Consider the following 18,060-nt stretch of genomic DNA (forward strand, 5'->3'; position numbering starts at 1 on the left):
GCGTCGGCCGCCTGTTGCTTTGCGGTTTCGGGGTCCGTGTCTTCGAACCCGCTATATGTCGCGCGATATAGGCCGATTTCGACCACCGCTCGAAAGTTTTTGCGTTCTGGCACCATGCTTGGACGTGATTGGCCCTGAATGTGACCTGCTTCGCACTTTTCCTGGAATTGCTCTATGGCGGCGGCAGCTGGCCATTTTCGACGCGCTGCATCCGGTAGCGCATGAGGCGAAGGATGCGGCTTTCGAAATTGGCGCCTTCGACGCGGTCGAAGCGCACCTGGTCCTGGTCGTGCCTGGCGAGCTCGGCCGCGGTGATCTGCGCGGCCCTGGCCTTTGCCGCGTCGCAGGTCTTTTGCGGATAGCTGGCCTTCAGCGCGTCCTCAAGCGCTTTGGCATGGTTCCTGGCGATCTCGACATGGCGCTCCTCATGGCGCTTGATGTCAGCCGACAGCGTGTCCCAGAACAGCCTGACGTCGGGATCGGATTTGCGCGGCCGCCGCCACTCGGGCAGGATCACCTTGACCTTCACGGTCACGACCGCGTCGGCAATGCGGCAGGAACTAGCGCTTTGCGCGTAGCTGATGCGGCTGGTGAAGGCCATCTGCGTGGCGCCCGGATGCCGCGATCCGGTGCTTTTCACCTGCGGCCCGTTTTTCGACAGCTGGTTCTGTATTTCGTCGAGCGTGCGGCCGCCGACGCTGAAATAGCTGTATGTTTTCACCAGATTGGCCGCGCTCGCCGCCGGTGCGGTCATGGCGAGCATCAGGGCGCAGAGCAGGGACCGGTTCATTATGTTGCCTCTTCACGCAGCTTGCTTTACGGCCGTTGCCGGCGCAACGGAATTGATTTCGGGCGGATCACGCATGGTTGATGGACAATGACGACGAGGCGATGGCAGCTGGCGCATGGGCGCCACCTCGACCTCGGACCCAAGGCCGTCGTCGTCGGCATCCTCAATGTGACACCGGACTCCTTTTCCGATGGCGGCCTGTTCATCGCGACTGAAAAGGCGGTGGAACAGGCACGCCGCATGGTGGCGGAGGGCGCGGCCATCGTCGACGTTGGCGGCGAGTCGACCAGGCCCGGTTTTTCGCCCGTCACCGCCGAGCAGGAACAGGCGCGCGTGTTGCCGGTCATCGCGGCGCTCGCCGCTTCCGGCGAAGCGCTGATCTCGATCGACACCTATCGCGAGGACACCGCGCAACGCGCTGTCGCCGCCGGCGCGCATCTCGTCAACGACGTCTGGGGGTTGCAGCGCGAGCCGGGCATCGCGCGCGTCGCCGCGGAAACCGGCGCGGGTCTCGTCATCATGCATACCGGGCGTGAAAGGCAAAAGCTTCCGGACGTGATCGAGGACCAGTTCGTGTTTCTGCGCAAATCCCTGGAAATTGCGCATGGGGCCGGCGTCGCCGACGGCCAGATCGTGCTCGATGCCGGTTTCGGCTTCGCCAAGGAAACGGCCGAGGAAAACCTCGATCTGATGGCGCGGTTTTCCGAGCTGCGCGCGCTCGGCTACCCGCTGATGGCGGGCACATCGCGCAAACGCTTCATCGGCAACGCCACCGGCCGCGACCCCGCCGAGCGCGCCGCAGGCACGGCTGCCACCAGCGTTATCCTGCGCTTGAAGGGAGCCGACCTGTTTCGCGTCCACGATGTCGCAATCAACGTGGACGCGCTGGCGGTGACAGATGCTATGCTGGCGCGCGAGACCTTCTTTCCTTCCGGACACTGAACATGTACGTCATCCGCATGCAGAACTGCGCCTTCTTTGCCCGGCACGGCGTGCTGGACGAGGAGGAGGCGCTTGGCCAGCGTTTCTATGTCGATGCCGAATTGACGGTCGAGCCCGGCCGTCCCCTGGAGGAAGACTCCATCGAGGACACGGTCAATTACGGTGTCGCTTTCACGGTCATCGAGAAGATCGTCACCGGACATCGGCGTTTCCTGATCGAGGCGCTGGCGCTCGAAGTGGCAAAGGCGCTGGCGTCGCGCTTTCCGCAGATCAGGAAGGCGGCGATCACGGTGCGCAAGCCGAACGCGCCGGTGCCAGGCGTGCTCGATCATGTCGAGGTGACAGTTGTCTGGCCAGAATAGCACCGTCTATCTCAGTCTCGGCGGCAATCTCGGCGAGCCGGCGAAATCCATTGGCGCGGCGTTGCGCATGCTCGATGGCGACGACCAGACGCGCGTCACCGCCGTGTCGTCGCTCTATCGCACGCCGCCCTGGGGCAAGCTCGACCAGCCGGATTTCCTCAACGCCGCCGCCGCGATCGAGACGCAGCTTTCGCCGCGCGCCTTGCTCGATCTTTGCCTCGATGCCGAACGGCGCCTGAAGCGCGTGCGCGAAGAGCGCTGGGGGCCGCGCCTGATCGACATCGACATATTGGTGTTCGGCGACCGCGTCATCCACGAGACGGGCCTCGAAGTGCCGCATCCGCGCATGCTGGAGCGCGCTTTCGTGCTGGCGCCGCTGGCCGAGATCGCGCCGGAGCTTTCCGTCAGCGGCAGGAGTGTGTCGGAGCGGCTCAAGGCCGTCGATATTTCGGGCATCGAGCGGCTGTCATCCGGACGGGAGTGGTGGCTGGTCTGACTTTTTGTTTTCGCAATTCCGGACGGAAAACCGGTCGCCACTTTTCCTGGAATTGCTAAGATTCAGCCCGAAAATCCGCCACCGTCCAGAAATGCCTGCTCCTCTGCCGTCGTCTCGCGGCCGAGAAATCGGTTGCGGTGCGGGAAGCGGCCGAAACGCTGTATGATCTCCAGGTGCTCGTGCGCGTATTTCACATATTCGGCCGCGTTCGCGGTTGTAAGCGCCACTGAGCGTTCCTGATCCGCGAGCAGTTCGGAATGCTCGAAGGGCAGATAGAGGAAAACGCGGACCAGCTCTTCCAGTTCGAGATCCTGGCCCGCGGTGATTGCTTTGTCGGCAAAATACCTGGCTAAAGGATCGGTCGCGCACATGTGCCCGGTGCCGCGAAAGCAGTTGCGTGGGAACTGGTCGAGCAGGATCATCAGCGCCAGCGACCCTTCGGCATGCGCGTTCCAGTCGTCGCATTCGCGCGCGCGGCGGCGTAGTGCAATTCGAGAAAACGGTTGCGGAAATCCATGTCGAAGGCGTCGTTCTTCTCGAACCATGCGTCCTCGCCGGCATCGCGCCAGAATTTTGTCAGCGAAAGCGCTCGCGCGTCGAGCCCTGCCATTGCGTCCCCCTCAGTTCTTCGTTTCTGCCTTGTTCATATCCTTGTTCAGGACGACGGCGGTCTCCTGGTTCAACGCCTGGCCGGCGCGGCGCGGCTGCGTGAGCGGCGTCGGGATCGGCGTGCCGATATTGCCCCTGAGGAAGCGTTGGCCGGCGCGAATGCCTTCGGCCAGCTGCGTCTCGAAGCGGGCGGCGTCGCGCCGCCGCACATCGTCGATAACGTCGGCGACTTCCTCGGGATCGACGCCCATCGCTTCGAGGGCCGATCCGCCGAAGACGAGCGCCGATTCGAAAGTTTCGCGCAATTGGTAGTCGACGCCGACGCGAATGAGCTGCAGCGCGGTGCCGCGGTCGAAGGCGCGCGCCAGGATCGTCAGCAGCGGAAACTCCGACTTGATCAGTTCGGCCATGCGGACGGCGGCGTCGGCCTTGTCGACGCAGATCAGCACGGCGCGCGCGCGCCCGGCGCCGGCGGCGCGCAGGATGTCCAGCCGGGTGCCGTCGCCGTAATAGACCTTGAAGCCGAAATCGGCGGCCGCCTGGATCATTTCGACGTCGTTGTCGATGATCGATACATCGATGCCGCGCAACAACAGCGGCTGGCTGGCGATCTGACCGAAGCGGCCGAAGCCGATGATCAAAACACTGCCGGTGAGGCCGTCGGCGACGTCGACGCCTTCGAGCGACTGCTCGTCGCGCGGCGTGACGTAACGCAGCGCTATGATGGCCAGGGGCGTCAGCACCATGGAGATGATGATGATGGCGGTGAGCGTCGCGTTGGCCGGGCCGTCGATGATATGGACCGCGTTGGCCGCGGAATAAAGCACGAAGGCGAATTCGCCGCCCTGCGCCATGAACACCGCGCGTTCCAGCGCTTCGCGATGGCCGGTCTTCAGTATGCGCGCGACGATGTAGATGCCGAGCGCCTTCATGATCATGTAGGCGACGACATAGATGGCGACGAGCCGCCAGTTCTGCGCGACGACGCCGAGGTCGAGCGACATGCCGACGGCGAGGAAGAACAGGCCGAGCAGGATGCCGCGGAACGGCTCGATATCGGCTTCGAGCTGGTGGCGGAAGGTCGATTCCGACAGGAGCACGCCGGCCAGGAAGGCGCCCATCGCCATCGACAGGCCGGACAGCTGCATGGCAAGCGCCGACCCGAGGACCACAAGCAGGGCGGCGGCGGTCATCACCTCGCGGGCGCGGGCGTCGGCCAGGATGCGGAAGAGCGGATTGAGCAGGTAGCGTCCGGCCACGACCAGGCCAACGATAGCCGCGACACCGATGCCGACTTCGGTCAGACGCTCCGAAAGGCTGGTTTCGCCGCCGCCGGGCGCCAGGAAGGCGACCAGGGCCAGAAGCGGCACGATCATCAGGTCTTCGAGGAGCAGGATGGAGACGATGCGCTGGCCCTTGGGCGCGGAGATTTCGCCGCGTTCTTCCAGCAACTGCATGACGATCGCCGTCGAAGTCAGCACGAAGCCGGTGCCGGCGACGAAGGATTGCGCGATTGGGAAGCCTCCGGCCAGGCCGACCAGAGTGAGAAGCACCGCGCAGACGCCGACCTGGAGCGCGCCGAGCCCGAAGATCTCGCGACGCAAGCCCCAGAGCCGCGACGGCTGCATTTCCAGCCCGATGATGAACAGGAACATGACGACGCCGAGCTCGGCGACGTGAAGGATGGCTTCCGATTCGGAGAAGACGCGAAGGCCGAACGGGCCGATGATCACGCCGGCGGCGAGATAGCCGAGGATCGAGCCCAGCCCCAGGCGCTTGAAGATCGGCACGGCGACGACGCCGGCGGCAAGCAGCGCCACCACCTGCACCAGATCGCTGCTCGAAGCTTCAACCGCCATGCCTGTCGTCCTGTTGTTCCCGAGAACTTCCTTGCATGCGACCGGAGCGGGAGGCAAGGGCAGTGAGCCTGCCAGGAAGGGTAGGGTGCCGTTGAAGCGGTGCCCGCTTGCCTGCCGGACGTTCGGCATCTATATCGGGTAAATGCCTGACTATTCGTCCCGCCCCTCTCCGGCACCGCATATCCCGATGGATGCGCTCAGCGAAGTCCTGCAGGACTTTCGCTTGAGTGGCGTCAACTATGGCCGCTGCGAGCTCCGACATCCATGGAGCATCGCCTTTCCGCAACAAAAGCTGCTTCGTTTTCACTTTGTCAGCCAGGGTCCGTGCTGGATCCATACCGAAGCGGAAGGCTGGCAAGAGTTACGCGATGGCGATCTGGTACTGCTGCCGCAAGGCATAGCCCATCGGCTGGCCAGTGCGCCGGACGTTGAAGGCGACTCGCTCGAGGGTTGCCAGGTGACCAAGCTGGGGAGCAACGTCTGCGAAGTGGTGCGGGAAGGAACGGGCGCGACGAGCACCCTTTTCTGCGGCTCCATGGTCTTGGGCGCCTGTGCGCTTAACCCGTTGATCACGTTGATGCCGCCTATCATCAAGGGCTGCGATGTGGCCGGCAATGACCCGGTCGTTGGGCCTTTGCTGGCGGCCATGACGGCGGAGGCCGCGCAGCCGCAGATGGGCAGCGCCACCATCTTGTCGCGCATGGCGGACTTGCTGACAGCCCGGCTCATCCGCTGCTGGGTCAATTGCACGGGAGCCTCGACCACCGGCTGGCTCGCCGCCATCCGCGACCCCCATATCGGCCGCGCACTGGCAGCCATGCACCGTGACCCCGGCCATAACTGGACGCTGGAAAGCCTCGCTACCCTGGCAGGCCAATCGCGCTCGATTTTCGCCGAGCGCTTCAGCGCTGTGTTGGGGGAGGGCGCCGCACGCTATCTCGCCCGGCTGCGCATGCAGCTTGCCCGTGACTTGCTGGGGCAAAACGGCTTGTCGGTTGCCGAGGTCGCCACCCGTTTGGGCTATGATTCCGAGGCATCCTTCGCGCGCGCGTTCAAGCGCATCACCAATGTCTCGCCGGGCGTTGTGCGCCGCACAATTCCCGGACGAATGGACATGAATTTCGGATTTTAGGTTGCATATCATCCGGAAGGACTCGTCTATAAATATCTCCAATCCCTGGAGATATTTCGATGACGAGACACAACATTACAGCTTGAAGATGCGGCGATAGACGTTGAAGCCGCCGCGCCAGCCGCGTGGAGCGTAACCACCTGGTTCGCGGTCATTTCATTGGCGGCCACCAGCTTTGCCCTGGTGTCGGCCGAATTCCTGCCGGCAGGCCTGCTGACGCCAATGGCGCGCGATCTCGGCATCAGCGAAGGGACGGCCGGACAGGTCGTCACCGCCACCGCTTCCATAGGCGCCGTGACGGCCATGTTGAGCAATGTCCTCATCGGCCGGTTGAACCGCAAGACGGTGCTGGTCGGCCTCATGGCCTTGGCCATCGGCTCCAACATCCTTGCCGCGCTGGCGCCCAATTTCTGGCTGCTGTTGCTGGGCCGGGCCGGGCTCGGAATCGCCATCAGCGCCTTCTGGGCCCTTTCGGTTGCCGTCGTAGCCAGGCTGGTTGGCGCCAATGCGACAGGTCGAGGCATGGGTATCGTCACCCTCGGGGTCTCGCTTGCCACCATCGCCGCGCCGTCGATGGGCGCGTTGATCAGCGACTGGCTGGGATGGCGCAGCGCCATGGCCATGACGGCGGGACTGGCCGTGGTTGCCATGCTGCTGCAGTTGCTTAGCCTGCCGACCTTACCTGCAACGGCAAGCAACAGCCTTGCCGACGTATTCCGGCTGACACGGCGGCGCGGCATTCAACTCGGCATGCTTGCCATTCTTCTGCTGATGACCGGGCATTTCGCCGGCTCGGTCTATGTGCGCCCCTTCCTCGAGCAAGTGACGCTTCTTGCAACCGGGCCAATTGCGCTCGCTCTGCTCGGGTTTGGCATCGCCGCCGTGATCGGCAACGTTGCCGGCGGCCGCATGGCCGATGCCAATATCCGCGTCGCTCTCGTGGTCACCGCCGTGTTGATGGCGATTGCGGCGCTGGCATTGGTGCTTTGGGGCGTGCACATCGGCGTTGCTTTCGGCTTCGTCACGCTTTGGGGGCTGGCCTTCGGCATGGGGCCGGTGGTGTTGCCGACCAATCTGTCGCGCGCCGCACCTGATGCGCTGGAAGCAGCGGGCAGCCTGATGGTCGTCTCTTTCCAGATTGCCATCACCACCGGCGCGGTTGTCGGCGGCTATGTCGTGGACACCTATGGCGCCACGGGCCCCTTGAGCCTTACCGCCGTCCTTGCCGTAGCGACGGTGGCGCTGGCACTGCTGCAGCCTCGCGGCGACTGAACTTTGCTCCAGCTGACCTAAAGCGCGTCGCGTCTGAACGGCCTCATGCGACGCGCTTAGGTTGTTGTTTTCATGCATGTCGTTGCCCCAAAACCGCTTCGCACTTTTGGGCGACATACACTGAGCGGCCTGAATCCGGGCCGCAGCGACATTGCAGCCTGGTTACACAAGTTTATGCGGCCTGGTCGTTGCGTCCCGCTACAATCAGCGGTTAAGGCACGCCTGGCTTTAGCCATTAGGCTTCGGCCATTTGGAAAGGCAGCGGCGATGGGCGGCTGCCTTTTTTGAGGAGATGACTGACATGAAGAAGTTTTTGCTCGTTGCCGTTGGTGTTGCGGCACTCGCTGGTTCCGCCTGTTCCAAGGGACCGGAATGCACGCAGGAAATCGCCACCAAGAAGGCGCAGGATATGGCTGCAGCGCTTCAGGCAGCGATCACCAAGGATCCGTCCAAGGCTGCCGACCTCACCGCCAAGGTGCAGGCCGTGACGACCAAGTATCAGGGCGCGACGACGCTCAACGACGCCTGCAAGGCCTATGACGAATTGACTGCCGCGATCAAGAGCTAAAGGCAGCCCTTCAGGACGTAGAGAGGCGGTGGCCATTTGGCTGCCGCCTTTTTTGTTGGTGCGGCCTCTTTGTTTCGGCGCAATTCCTGACGGAGGGTTACGGCGAAGTCGCCGAACTTAACCGCGTCACACTTTTCCTGGAATTGCTCTAAGCTATAGCCATCGCCCGCTTGTGGTCGGCGATCTCGGCGAGCAGCCAATCCTGGAACAGGCCGGTGCCAGGCTTGTTGCCGATGCTCCGGCGCTGTTGCAGGTAGATGCCGGCTGGATAAGTGTGGCGGGCGCGGAACGGGGCGACGAGCTTGCCTTGCTGCAGAAGATCCTGCGCCATCATCGTATCGGCCAACGCTATGCCCGCGCCGTTGATCACCTCGCGCATGATCAAGGTGCAGTCATCGAGCGTCGTGCTGGATTTCGGCGTGGTATCCAAAACACCTTCCTGCTCCAGCCATCGCTTCCAGCGCATGGTCTCGCATTCATGGATCAGGTGATGATTGACCAGGTCGGCTGGCGTTCGCAGCGGCACCGGCCCTTCGAGCAGCGAAGGCGCGCAGACCGGCGTCAGGATCAGCGGGATCAGCAGCGTCAAAGCCGGGCCGGCCTTGTAGACGAACTCGTCGATGATGGCCAAATCGAAGTTGGCCCGCTTGCCCGAAGTCGAAATCTCCAGATCCACGGTCGGATGCAGCTTTCGGAAGTTCGGCAACCGGTCCGCCAGCCAAAGATTCAAAACCACGGGCACGCATAAAACCCTGACCCGCTGAGGTCTGCCATGAGCCGGGCCATCGACGAAGCTGACGTCGTCGGTGGCGCGCCAGATGGCCTCGAACGCCTCGGAGAGGCTGCGCGCATAATAGGAGCCCCTGATCGTCGGTGTTATCTGGCGAAAGCCGCGCTCGAACAGGTCCTGGCCCAGATTTCTCTCGAGCGACCGGATGTGTCGGCTGATGGCCGAGGGCGTCAGGTGCAATTCTTCCGCTGCATCCTTGATGCTGCCAAGGCGCGCGGCGGCCTCGAAAGCGCGCATGCCATTGAGGGAGGGTAGCGCCATTGGCCGATCATGGATTGTCGATTGAGTTTTTGTCAATCGACTTGGGCAAAATTGGCGTTTGATCACCCGACCGGTTCGGGGATACCCAATTGGCAAGAGCGACTAAGTCGTCATCAGAAAACGATTATTTGGGCACTTTGATGCCGTGCACCAGAGGCGGGGACCGGTTTGACCGGGTTTGCGCCGATGGCAGGCGAAGCTTCGCGCATCACGCAAGCTTGAGCCTCGGCAGGGGCGCCCGCAAATGGGAGAACGAGCGTCTATGCCGCAATCGCCAGTGCCGGTCTTTGAGACGGCGGACGAGATTTCGACGGAAGCCCCCGTCGTCGTGATCCTGCAGGCTGCCCGGACCGGCTTCGGTCCCCGAGCCGCGGCACTGGGCGCCAACTTGAACGGGATCCTCTCTCGTGCCTGCTCCGATCCGACCGCCCTGAGCAAGTCCGGCGCCTGCATCGACGTCATTGCTCCCGAAGGGCTTTCCACCCGGCGCGTTATCGTGCTCGCCCTTGGCGCGGCGGACACTGTTACCGCGCTGTCCCTGGCGCGCACCGGCGGCTTGCTCGCCGCGCATCTGGAGGGCAAGGGCGAGTGCGCGGCCACCCTGGTTCTCGACCCGATCGCCGGTGTCGACCTGCCCGCAGCCGAAATCCTGGCGCGTGTCGCGCTGGGCATGCGGCTGCGGCGCTATCGCTTCGACATGCGCAACCGACGCCAGGGCGCGGGCTCGGATCGGACGTTGCGGGTGCAATTGGTCGGTGCGAGCGGCGCGGATCTCGCCCCGGCGTTGGCGCGGATCAATGCCATTGCCGATGGCGTCGAATATGCGCGCACGCTGGTCAATTTGCCGCCGAACCATCTCCATCCCGACAGTTTCCACGATTATCTGGAGCCGCTGCGCGAAGCCGGCATCGATGTCGAGATACTCGATCCGGCGCGGCTGAAGGAACTCGGCATGAACGCGATCCTGGCCGTCGGCTCGGGCTCGGTGCGGCCGCCGCGCGTGGCGGTGCTGCGCTATCGCGGCAAGGGCGCGCCTTCGCAGCCGATGGCTTTCGTCGGCAAGGGCGTGTGCTTCGATTCCGGCGGTCTCTGCATCAAGCGCGGCGAGCAGATGTTCGACATGAAGGCCGATATGGGCGGCGCGGCCGCCGTCGTCGGCCTGCTGATTGCGCTCGCCAGGCAAGGCAGCCCGGTGCATGCCGTCGGTGTGCTGGGCATTGCCGAGAACATGCCGTCCGGCACCGCGCTCAAGCCGCGCGACATCATCACCACGGCGTCGGGACAGACGGTCGAGGTGTTCGACACCGATGCGGAAGGTCGTCTGATCCTGGCCGACTGCCTCTATTATGCCGCCTCGCGCTTCAACCCTTCGGTGATCGTCGATCTGGCGACGCTGACCTATTCGGTGATGCGCGGCCTGGGATCTGTCTTCGCCGGCCTGTTCAGCACCGACGATGCCATCGCCTCACAGATGATCGCCGCAGGAGAAACGGTCGGCGAGCGGTTCTGGCAGCTGCCGCTAGACAAAGCCTATGACGAAGGCCTGCAATCGCCCTTCGCCGATATCCGGCACCACGCCAAGGACATGGAAGACGGCGACGCGCCTTACGCGGCGGCGTTCCTGCGCCATTTCACCGAGGATAGGCCCTGGGTGCATCTCGACATAGCCGGCAAGGAAATGGCCGACGCGGATCGGCCGCTCGGTCGCGAAGGCGCGACCGCGTTCGGCGTGCAGATGTTGGAAGAGTGGGTGCGGTCCAGCCGCGCAACGAACTAGGCGATCAGCATGCCTTCAACCACGCAAGGAGCCGGGATGTCGTCCGAGATCGCTAGCAAAGAGGGGCGGGCCGCCTTCGGCAGCTACGAAACCTGGTACCGGATCAGCGGCGACCTCGACGCCGGCAAGGCGCCGATCGTCATCCTGCATGGCGGGCCCGGCGCCGCGCACAATTATGTCGACGCCTACAAGCTCCTTGCCCGAGATGGCCGCGCCGTCATCCATTACGACCAGCTGGGCTGCGGCAATTCCACCTTGCTGCCGCAAAAAGGCGCCGACTTCTGGACGCCCGGTCTGTTCATCGACGAACTCGAGAACCTTGTCGATCATCTCGGCATCCGCGGTGGCTTCCATGTGCTCGGGCAGAGCTGGGGCGGCATGCTCGGCGCCGAATATGGGGTGACGCAGCCCAAGGGCCTTAAGTCGCTGACCATCGCCAATTCGCCAGCTTCCATGAAGTTGTGGGTCGAGGAGGCCAACCGGTTGCGCGCCGACCTGCCCAAGGACGTGCAGGAGACGCTGACGCGGCACGAACAGGCCGGCACGACGGACGATCCGGCCTACCAGGCGGCGACGATGCGGTTCTACGAACGGCATGTCTGCCGTGTCGTGCCATTCCCGCCGGAAGTGACGGAGACCTTCGCCCAGATCGCGCGCAATCCGACCGTCTACAATGTGATGAACGGGCCGAACGAATTCCACGTCATCGGCACGCTGAAGAATTGGAGCATCGTCGATCGCCTGCCGGCCGTCGATGTTCCGACGCTGATCATCTCCGGCCGATACGACGAAGCCACGCCGGCGACCGTCCAGCCCTTCAAGGACGGCATCAAGGGATCACACTGGGAGATATTCGAGCATTCCAGCCACATGCCGCATGTCGAGGAGCAAGAGGCATGCATGCGGGTGGTGGGAGACTTCCTGGACGACAACGACAACTGACGAAAAGGGGAATAAACGAAATGAAGAAACTGCTTTTGGCGGCGTCAGCCGCGGCATTGCTGGCCGGCGTATGGCTCGCCCCGGCGCAGGCCGAATATCTCAAGGAACACCGCGGCGGCACCATTCGCCTGCTCGCCCGCTCGGCGGCCGGCACGCTCGATCCGCATATCAATTACACGGACCAGGGCTGGCAGATGTACCAGCCGATCTATGACGGCCTGGTCACCTTCCGCAAGGCCGAGGGCAAGGATGGCTTCTCTGTCGTTGCCGACCTGGCCGAGGCGCTGCCCGAGGTTACGAATGACGGCAAGACCTTCACCTTCAAGCTGCGCAAGGGCATCAAGTTCTCCAACGGCCAGGATGTTGGCCTCAAGGACGTCGTCGCTTCCTTCCAACGCATCTTCAAGGTTTCCGGGCCGACTTCCGGCACCTTCTATGCCGGCATTGTCGGTGCCGACAAATGCCTGGCCGACACCAAGAGCTGCACGCTGGACGGCGGCGTGGTCGCCGACGAGGCTAAGGGCACCATTACCCTCAATCTCACCAAGCCGGACGCGGAGATCCTCTACAAGCTGGCCTTGCCGCATGCCGTGGTGCTGCCGGCGGACACGCCCACGGAAGACATGGGCTCCAAGCCCATCCCGAGCACCGGCCCCTACATGATCTCCGCCTTCGACCCCAACAAGGGCATGACGGTTTCGCGCAACCCCAATTTCAAGCAGTGGAGCGAGGAAGCCCAGCCGGACGGTTACCCGGATGTCGTACAATATGATTTCGGCCTGTCCGAGGAAGCGGCGGTCACGGCGATCCAGAACGGCGAAGCGGACTGGATGTTCGACGCGCTGCCCAGCGATCGCCTCGGTGAACTCGGCAGCAAGTCCATGGACCAGCTGCACATCTCGCCGCTTTCGGCGTGGTGGTATGCGCCGCTGAACACCCGCATGGCTCCGTTCGACAACGAAAAGGCGCGCCAGGCCGTAGCCTTTGCCGTCGACCGCAACACGCTGGTCAAGCTGTTCGGCGGCAAGGTGCTGGCCTCGCCGGTCTGCCAGGTCCTGCCGCCGGATTTCCCCGGTCATGAAGACTACTGCCCCTTCACCAAGAACCCCGGCGCCAAATGGTCGGCGCCGGATCTCGACAAGGCCAAGCAGCTCGTCGAGGAATCGGGCACAAAGGGCCAGAAGGTGACGATCATCGTAGAGGACACCGCGATTTCGCGGTCGATCGGCGTCTATCTGCAGAGCGTGCTGACCAGCATCGGCTTTGTCGCCGACGTCAAGCCGATCTCGTCCAACCTGCAGTTCACCTATATCCAGAACACCAACAACAAAGTGCAGATGTCCGTCACCCAGTGGTACAAGGACTATCCGGCGGCCTCGGACTTCCTGAACATCCTGTTCTCCTGCGCCTCCTACCGCGAAGGCTCGGACGCTTCGATCAACATCTCCGGCTTCTGCGACAAGGATATCGACGCCCAGATGCAGAAGGCGCTGGATCTCGGCGTGACCGACCAGAAGGCGGCCGACAAGCTTTGGGCCGAAGTCGACAGGCAGGTCACGGACAAGGCGGCGGCTGTCGGCCTGTTCACGCCGAAGCGGCTTGATTTCGTCAGCAAGCGCATCGGCAATTTCAAGTTCAACCCGCAGTTCAACTGGATCGTCACCCAGTCCTGGGTGCAGTAACGAACCGCGCAAGGCACATCCCCCGTGTCCAACCAAGTCGCAGCCATGCCGCGCAAGACGCGAGGGCCCTGGGCCGTCGCGTTTGCGAAGCTGGCAACGGACAGGGCCGCCATGGCGTCCCTGTCCGTGTTCCTGCTGATCGTCATCGCCTGCTTCAGCGCGCCGCTTTATGCGAAATGGGCGGGCACGGACCCCTTCGCCTCGACGCTCGACGCCGTCATCCAGATCGACGGCACCGACGTTCCGGTGATGGAGCAGTCGACCGAGGGGCTCGGCCTCGGCTATACGCCGATCGGGCCGACCTGGCAGCTCGGCAATTATTTCCTCGGCGCTGACAGCCAGGGCCGCGACGTCATGGCGAGGATGCTCTATGGCGGGCTGAGCTCGCTGCTGATTGCCGGTGCTGCCACCATCTTCACGCTGATCGTCGGCACGCTGGCCGGATTGATCGCCGGCTATTTCGGCGGCATCACCGACACGGTGTTGTCGCGCCTGCTCGACATATTGTGGGCATTCCCAATCTATCTGCTGGCGATTTCGCTTTCCATCGTCACCATCGCGCAAGGCATCAGGATCGGACCGATCGATATCGAATCCGGCAGCCTGTGGCTGCCGATCATCATCATCGGCATCGTCTATGTGCCTTACGTGGCGCGCCCGATACGCGGACAGGTGCTGGCGCTGCGCCGCAGCGAGTTCGTGCACGCCGCGATCAATCTCGGCGTGCCGGGATGGCGCATCCTGTGGCGCGATATCCTGCCCAACATCACCACCACGCTGATCGTCTTCGTGCCGCTGATGATGGCGCTGAACATGCTGACGGAATCGGCACTTTCCTTCCTGTCGATCGGCGTGCAGCCGCCGGCCGCGAGCTGGGGCACCATCATCCAGGACGGGCAGGCGCTGCTTTACACGCGGCCGCTGGTGGCGCTGGTGCCTGGCCTGGCGATCGCCGTTTCGGTGATGGCGCTCAATGTCTTCGGCGACGGTCTGCGCGACGCGCTCGACCCGCGCTCCAAGGTTCGGCTGGGGCGCGACTGATGTTTTACGCCATCCTTCGCCGTTTCGGCCAAATGCTGTTCGTGATGTTCGGCATCTCCGTCATCGTCTTCCTGATCTTCTTCGCGACGCCGGGCGCCGACCCCGCCGCGCGCATCGCCGGCCGCAACGCGTCGCCGGAGGTGCTGGAAGCGGTGCGCCGCAGCTTTGGCTTCGACCAGCCGCTTTACGTGCAGTATGTGAAGATGATGGAGAAGATCTTCGTCACCGGCGATCTGACCTCCTTCGTCAACCGTGGCTGGAAGGTGGTGCCGGCGGTGATGGATTCGATCCCCGTCACGCTTTCGCTGGTCTTTGGGGCGGCGATCCTGTGGGTGGTTGTCTCCATCATCATCGGCGTCGTTGCCGCCGCCACCCGCGACAGCTGGCTGGACAAGCTTTTGATGGCGCTGGGGCTGCTCGGCATTTCCATGCCGGTCTATTGGCTGGGCGAGGTGATGAACCTGATCACCCAGAGCCGCTACCATGACAGCTGGATGTTCTCCTGGGTGCCGCCGCTCGGCTACAAGAATTTCTCCGACGATCCGAAGGGCTGGTTCCTGACCCTGGTCATCCCATGGATCACGTTGGCGATCCTCTATATCGGCATCTACGGGCGCGTGCTGCGTGCGGCCATCATCGAATCCATGCAGGAAGACTTTATCCGCACGGCCCGCGCCAAAGGCCTGTCGGAAACCCGCATCATGCTGCGCCACGCCTTGCGCACGTCGCTGATCGCCTTCGTCACCCTGTTCGGCCTGGATTTCGGCGCGCTGGTGGGCGGCTCGGCCCTTTTGACCGAAGTGGTGTTCGGCCTGCACGGCATCGGCAAGCTCACCTATGATGCGCTGCAGAACCTCGACCTGCCGATGATCATGGCGACGGTGATGTATGCCTCCATGTTCGTGGTGATCGCCAATGCGGTGGTCGATTTCATCTACATCCTTCTCGATCCGCGCCTGAGGGCATCATGATCCTGTCGGTGCGCGACCTCAAAGTATCCTTCCGCACCAATGACGGCCTGGTGCGGGCGATCGACGGCGTCTCCTTCGACCTCGAGGAAAGCGAAATCCTCGGCGTCGTCGGCGAATCCGGTTCGGGCAAGACGGTGTCACTGCTGGCGGTAATGGGCCTGATCACCGATCCCAACGCCAGGATCGAAGGCTCGATCCGCTACAAGGGTCGCGAACTCGTCGGTCTGCCCGCGCGCGAGCTTCGCCGCCTGCGCGGCAACGAGATCGCCATGATCTTCCAGGATCCGATGACGGCGCTGACCCCGGTCTACACGATCGGCTGGCAGATCGCCGAACAGATCCGCGCGCATCGCAAGATCAGCAAATCCAAGGCGATGGAGCGTGTCGAAGAACTTCTGGCCGAAGTGAATTTCCCCAACCCGCACGAGGCGATGTCGCGCTATCCGCACCAGCTCTCCGGCGGCATGCGCCAGCGTGCCGTGATTGCCATGGCGCTGTCCTGCAATCCGGCGCTGCTGGTGGCCGATGAACCGACCACGGCGCTCGACGTGACGGTGCAGGCCGGCATCCTCGACCTCGTGCGCAAATTGCGCGCGACGCACAAATCGGCGGTCGTTTTCATCACCCATGACATGGGCGTGGTTTCCGAACTCGCCGACCGGGTCATGGTCATGTATGCCGGCCGCGTGGTGGAACGCGGCACGCGAACCGAGCTGTTTTCCGATCCGCGACACCCCTATACCCGCGCGCTGCTTGGCTCGATCCCGCCGCTGACCGGCGAGAAACCGCGCCGTCTGCCGGCCATTCCCGGCTCGCCGCCGTCGCTGCTGCGGCTGCCGCAAGGCTGCGCCTTTGGCCCGCGCTGCCCGGTTCGCTACGAGCCGTGCGCGGCCGACAAGCCAGGCCTCGGCGCCGGCGCGCACGCGGCGGCATGCTTCCGGGTGGCGCAGGTATGAGCGAGCCTATGACAGAGACCCCCATCCTCGAAACGCGTTCGCTGGCAAAGCGGTTTTCGATCGGCAGCCGCTTTTCGGCCGAGGGCAGGCGGACGGTGCACGCGGTCGACAATGTCTCGCTGACGGTGCGGCACGGCGAGACAGTCGGGCTGGTCGGCGAATCGGGATGCGGCAAGTCCACGCTGGCGCGCTGCCTGGTGCGGCTCTACGACATCAGCGACGGCAAGCTCCTGTTCGAAGGCGACGACATCACCTCGAAGTCGCTGTCTGAACTCAGGCCGCTTCGACGACGCCTGCAGATGGTCTTCCAGGATCCGTCGGCCTCGCTCAATCCGCGCCGGCGCGTCGGCGATCTGGTGGGCGAGCCGCTGCGCATTCATACCAGGCTTTCATCCGCCGAAATCAAGAAACGCGTCGCCGAGTTGTTCGACCTGGTCGGCTTGCTGCCGGACCATGTCATGCGTTTCCCACACGAGTTTTCCGGCGGCCAGCGCCAGCGTGTCGGCATCGCGCGGGCGATCGCGCTGAACCCTGATCTGGTGGTGCTCGACGAGCCTGTCTCGGCGCTCGACGTCTCGGTGCAGGCGCAGATCGTCAACCTGCTCGCCGATTTGCAGGAGAAGCTGAAGCTCACCTACATCTTCATCGCGCACGATCTCTCCGTGGTGCGCCAGGTGTCGACCCGCATCGCGGTGATGTATCTCGGCTCGATCGTCGAAGAGGGGCCAGCCGAAGCAGTGTTTGCAACCCCGTCCCATCCTTACAGCCAGGCGCTGATCTCGGCGGTTCCGGTCGTGGAGACGACGCCGACGGGGACGCGCAAGCGCATCATCCTGACCGGCGACGTGCCAAGCCCGCTCAAACCGCCATCGGGATGCCGGTTCCATCCGCGGTGCCCGATCGCGGCGGATCGATGCCGTTCGGAACGGCCCGAGTTGAAGGAACATCGCAGCGGCCGCAAAGTGGCCTGCCATTTCCCGACATTGGTCTGAGAGTCGCTTCGGCGCGGATTAGTTCTTCGCGATCGCGCCGACTTCGAGCGAATCGATGCGCTTCAGGCTCATGCCGACGACCGGCACCAGCTGATTGTTGACGCGCACGGCAATCGTCACGGTCATCGAATTGTCGTCGGGGACACGCGCCTGCATGACGCCGTTCAACTGCTTGCGGTTGATGGTGAAGACGACCTTCTGGGGATCGACGACATTGCCGCCGACAATGTCCATGCCATTGCCGGTCGAACCGCCCATGAAGCTGCCGCGGTAGCCGTCGCGGCCCTTGCGCTCGACGGTTGCCGACATCTTCTGCGTGAACATGCCGACCCGGCAACCGCCGTCGAGTGTCATCCCAACCTTGCCGTCAGGCGTCGAGCCGACGAAATTGCAAGTGAATTTGGTGTTCTTGTATTTGCCGGCGATGATCTCGCCCGGACCGGCCCAAGTGCCTTCGATCGAATGGAAGAACTGCTTGTCCGGCTCTGCTGCGAAGGCCTTTGCAACGAGACCCAAAGGTGCGGCGATGGCAACTGCCGAAGACAGGACGCAGGACAAGATTACGCTTCTCATGGACGACACCCGGCACGGCAGAGTCTGTGTTTGGAACCTGAGTGA

17 protein-coding genes and 1 pseudogene are annotated in these 18,060 nt (G+C 63.6%); 13 read left to right on the forward strand and 5 right to left on the reverse strand.

Annotation, left to right across the window (positions count from 1 at the left end):
- Positions 1-172 precede the first annotated feature (172 nt).
- Positions 173-790, reverse strand: coding sequence for a DUF922 domain-containing Zn-dependent protease (locus ACVDG8_RS35930; RefSeq protein ID WP_447252710.1), 618 nt, complete (start codon positions 788-790; stop codon positions 173-175).
- A gap of 87 nt (positions 791-877) precedes the next feature.
- Here ACVDG8_RS35930 and folP point away from each other — a divergent pair, with 87 nt between their 5' ends.
- The 3 genes from folP to folK are packed head-to-tail and all read left to right on the forward strand — an operon-like array spanning position 878 to position 2,590.
- Entirely contained in the window at positions 878-1,732 is an 855-nt protein-coding gene (gene folP, locus ACVDG8_RS35935) for a dihydropteroate synthase (protein ID WP_447252711.1), read from the forward strand.
- Between the two features lie 2 nt (positions 1,733-1,734).
- Entirely contained in the window at positions 1,735-2,094 is a 360-nt protein-coding gene (folB, locus tag ACVDG8_RS35940; RefSeq protein WP_447252712.1) for a dihydroneopterin aldolase, read from the forward strand.
- Positions 2,078-2,590, forward strand: a complete 513-nt coding sequence (gene folK, locus ACVDG8_RS35945; protein ID WP_447252713.1) for a 2-amino-4-hydroxy-6-hydroxymethyldihydropteridine diphosphokinase — start codon at positions 2,078-2,080, stop codon at positions 2,588-2,590. Before folB ends, folK begins: the two co-directional genes overlap by 17 nt.
- A 62-nt stretch (positions 2,591-2,652) precedes the next feature.
- Here the strand turns inward: folK and ACVDG8_RS35950 are convergent.
- Positions 2,653-3,200, reverse strand: a pseudogene (locus tag ACVDG8_RS35950) (DUF924 family protein).
- A gap of 10 nt (positions 3,201-3,210) precedes the next feature.
- Positions 3,211-5,058, reverse strand: coding sequence for a monovalent cation:proton antiporter-2 (CPA2) family protein (locus ACVDG8_RS35955; RefSeq protein WP_447252715.1), 1,848 nt, complete (start codon positions 5,056-5,058; stop codon positions 3,211-3,213).
- A 142-nt stretch (positions 5,059-5,200) separates the two neighbouring features.
- On the opposite strand from ACVDG8_RS35955, the gene ACVDG8_RS35960 reads away from it, so the two are divergent.
- From ACVDG8_RS35960 to ACVDG8_RS35970, 3 genes are all read left to right on the forward strand, one after another.
- Entirely contained in the window at positions 5,201-6,190 is a 990-nt protein-coding gene (locus ACVDG8_RS35960) for an AraC family transcriptional regulator (protein WP_447252716.1), read from the forward strand.
- A 96-nt stretch (positions 6,191-6,286) separates the two neighbouring features.
- On the forward strand, positions 6,287-7,462 hold the full coding sequence (locus ACVDG8_RS35965) for an MFS transporter (protein WP_455707877.1): 1,176 nt from the start codon (positions 6,287-6,289) through the stop codon (positions 7,460-7,462).
- A 301-nt stretch (positions 7,463-7,763) separates the two neighbouring features.
- Positions 7,764-8,030: a hypothetical protein gene (locus tag ACVDG8_RS35970; RefSeq protein WP_447252718.1), complete on the forward strand. Its 267-nt coding sequence runs from the start codon at positions 7,764-7,766 to the stop codon at positions 8,028-8,030.
- Positions 8,031-8,178: 148 nt separating this feature from the next.
- On the opposite strand, the gene ACVDG8_RS35975 is transcribed toward ACVDG8_RS35970, so the two are convergent.
- Positions 8,179-9,081 (reverse strand): LysR substrate-binding domain-containing protein, encoded by a 903-nt coding sequence (locus ACVDG8_RS35975; RefSeq protein WP_447252719.1) that lies wholly within the window; start codon positions 9,079-9,081, stop codon positions 8,179-8,181.
- 262 nt (positions 9,082-9,343) lie between these two features.
- On the opposite strand from ACVDG8_RS35975, the gene ACVDG8_RS35980 reads away from it, so the two are divergent.
- From ACVDG8_RS35980 to ACVDG8_RS36010, 7 genes are read left to right on the forward strand one after another with little or no spacing between them, the layout of a single operon-like run.
- Complete coding sequence (locus ACVDG8_RS35980; RefSeq protein WP_447252720.1) at positions 9,344-10,858, forward strand: leucyl aminopeptidase; 1,515 nt, start codon at positions 9,344-9,346, stop codon at positions 10,856-10,858.
- Positions 10,859-10,894: 36 nt separating this feature from the next.
- On the forward strand, positions 10,895-11,800 hold the full coding sequence (locus ACVDG8_RS35985; protein WP_447252721.1) for a proline iminopeptidase-family hydrolase: 906 nt from the start codon (positions 10,895-10,897) through the stop codon (positions 11,798-11,800).
- A gap of 20 nt (positions 11,801-11,820) precedes the next feature.
- On the forward strand, positions 11,821-13,482 hold the full coding sequence (locus ACVDG8_RS35990; protein ID WP_447252722.1) for an ABC transporter substrate-binding protein: 1,662 nt from the start codon (positions 11,821-11,823) through the stop codon (positions 13,480-13,482).
- 24 nt (positions 13,483-13,506) lie between these two features.
- Entirely contained in the window at positions 13,507-14,523 is a 1,017-nt protein-coding gene (locus ACVDG8_RS35995) for an ABC transporter permease (protein ID WP_447252723.1), read from the forward strand.
- Positions 14,523-15,494: an ABC transporter permease gene (locus tag ACVDG8_RS36000; RefSeq protein WP_447252724.1), complete on the forward strand. Its 972-nt coding sequence runs from the start codon at positions 14,523-14,525 to the stop codon at positions 15,492-15,494. Before ACVDG8_RS35995 ends, ACVDG8_RS36000 begins: the two co-directional genes overlap by 1 nt.
- A complete protein-coding gene (locus tag ACVDG8_RS36005) occupies positions 15,491-16,450 on the forward strand; it encodes an ABC transporter ATP-binding protein (RefSeq protein WP_447252725.1) in 960 nt (319 codons plus the stop codon). The genes ACVDG8_RS36000 and ACVDG8_RS36005 overlap by 4 nt, the downstream gene beginning before the upstream one ends.
- 8 nt (positions 16,451-16,458) lie before the next feature.
- Entirely contained in the window at positions 16,459-17,442 is a 984-nt protein-coding gene (locus tag ACVDG8_RS36010) for an ABC transporter ATP-binding protein (protein WP_447252726.1), read from the forward strand.
- An 18-nt stretch (positions 17,443-17,460) separates the two neighbouring features.
- Here ACVDG8_RS36010 and ACVDG8_RS36015 read toward each other — a convergent pair whose 3' ends face one another.
- The gene (locus ACVDG8_RS36015) at positions 17,461-18,015 is read right to left on the reverse strand and encodes a hypothetical protein (RefSeq protein ID WP_447252727.1); all 555 of its coding nucleotides are present in this window, start codon (positions 18,013-18,015) and stop codon (positions 17,461-17,463) included.
- Between the last annotated feature and the right edge of the window lie 45 nt (positions 18,016-18,060).

It is taken from the genome of Mesorhizobium sp. ORM8.1 (assembly GCF_053005525.2).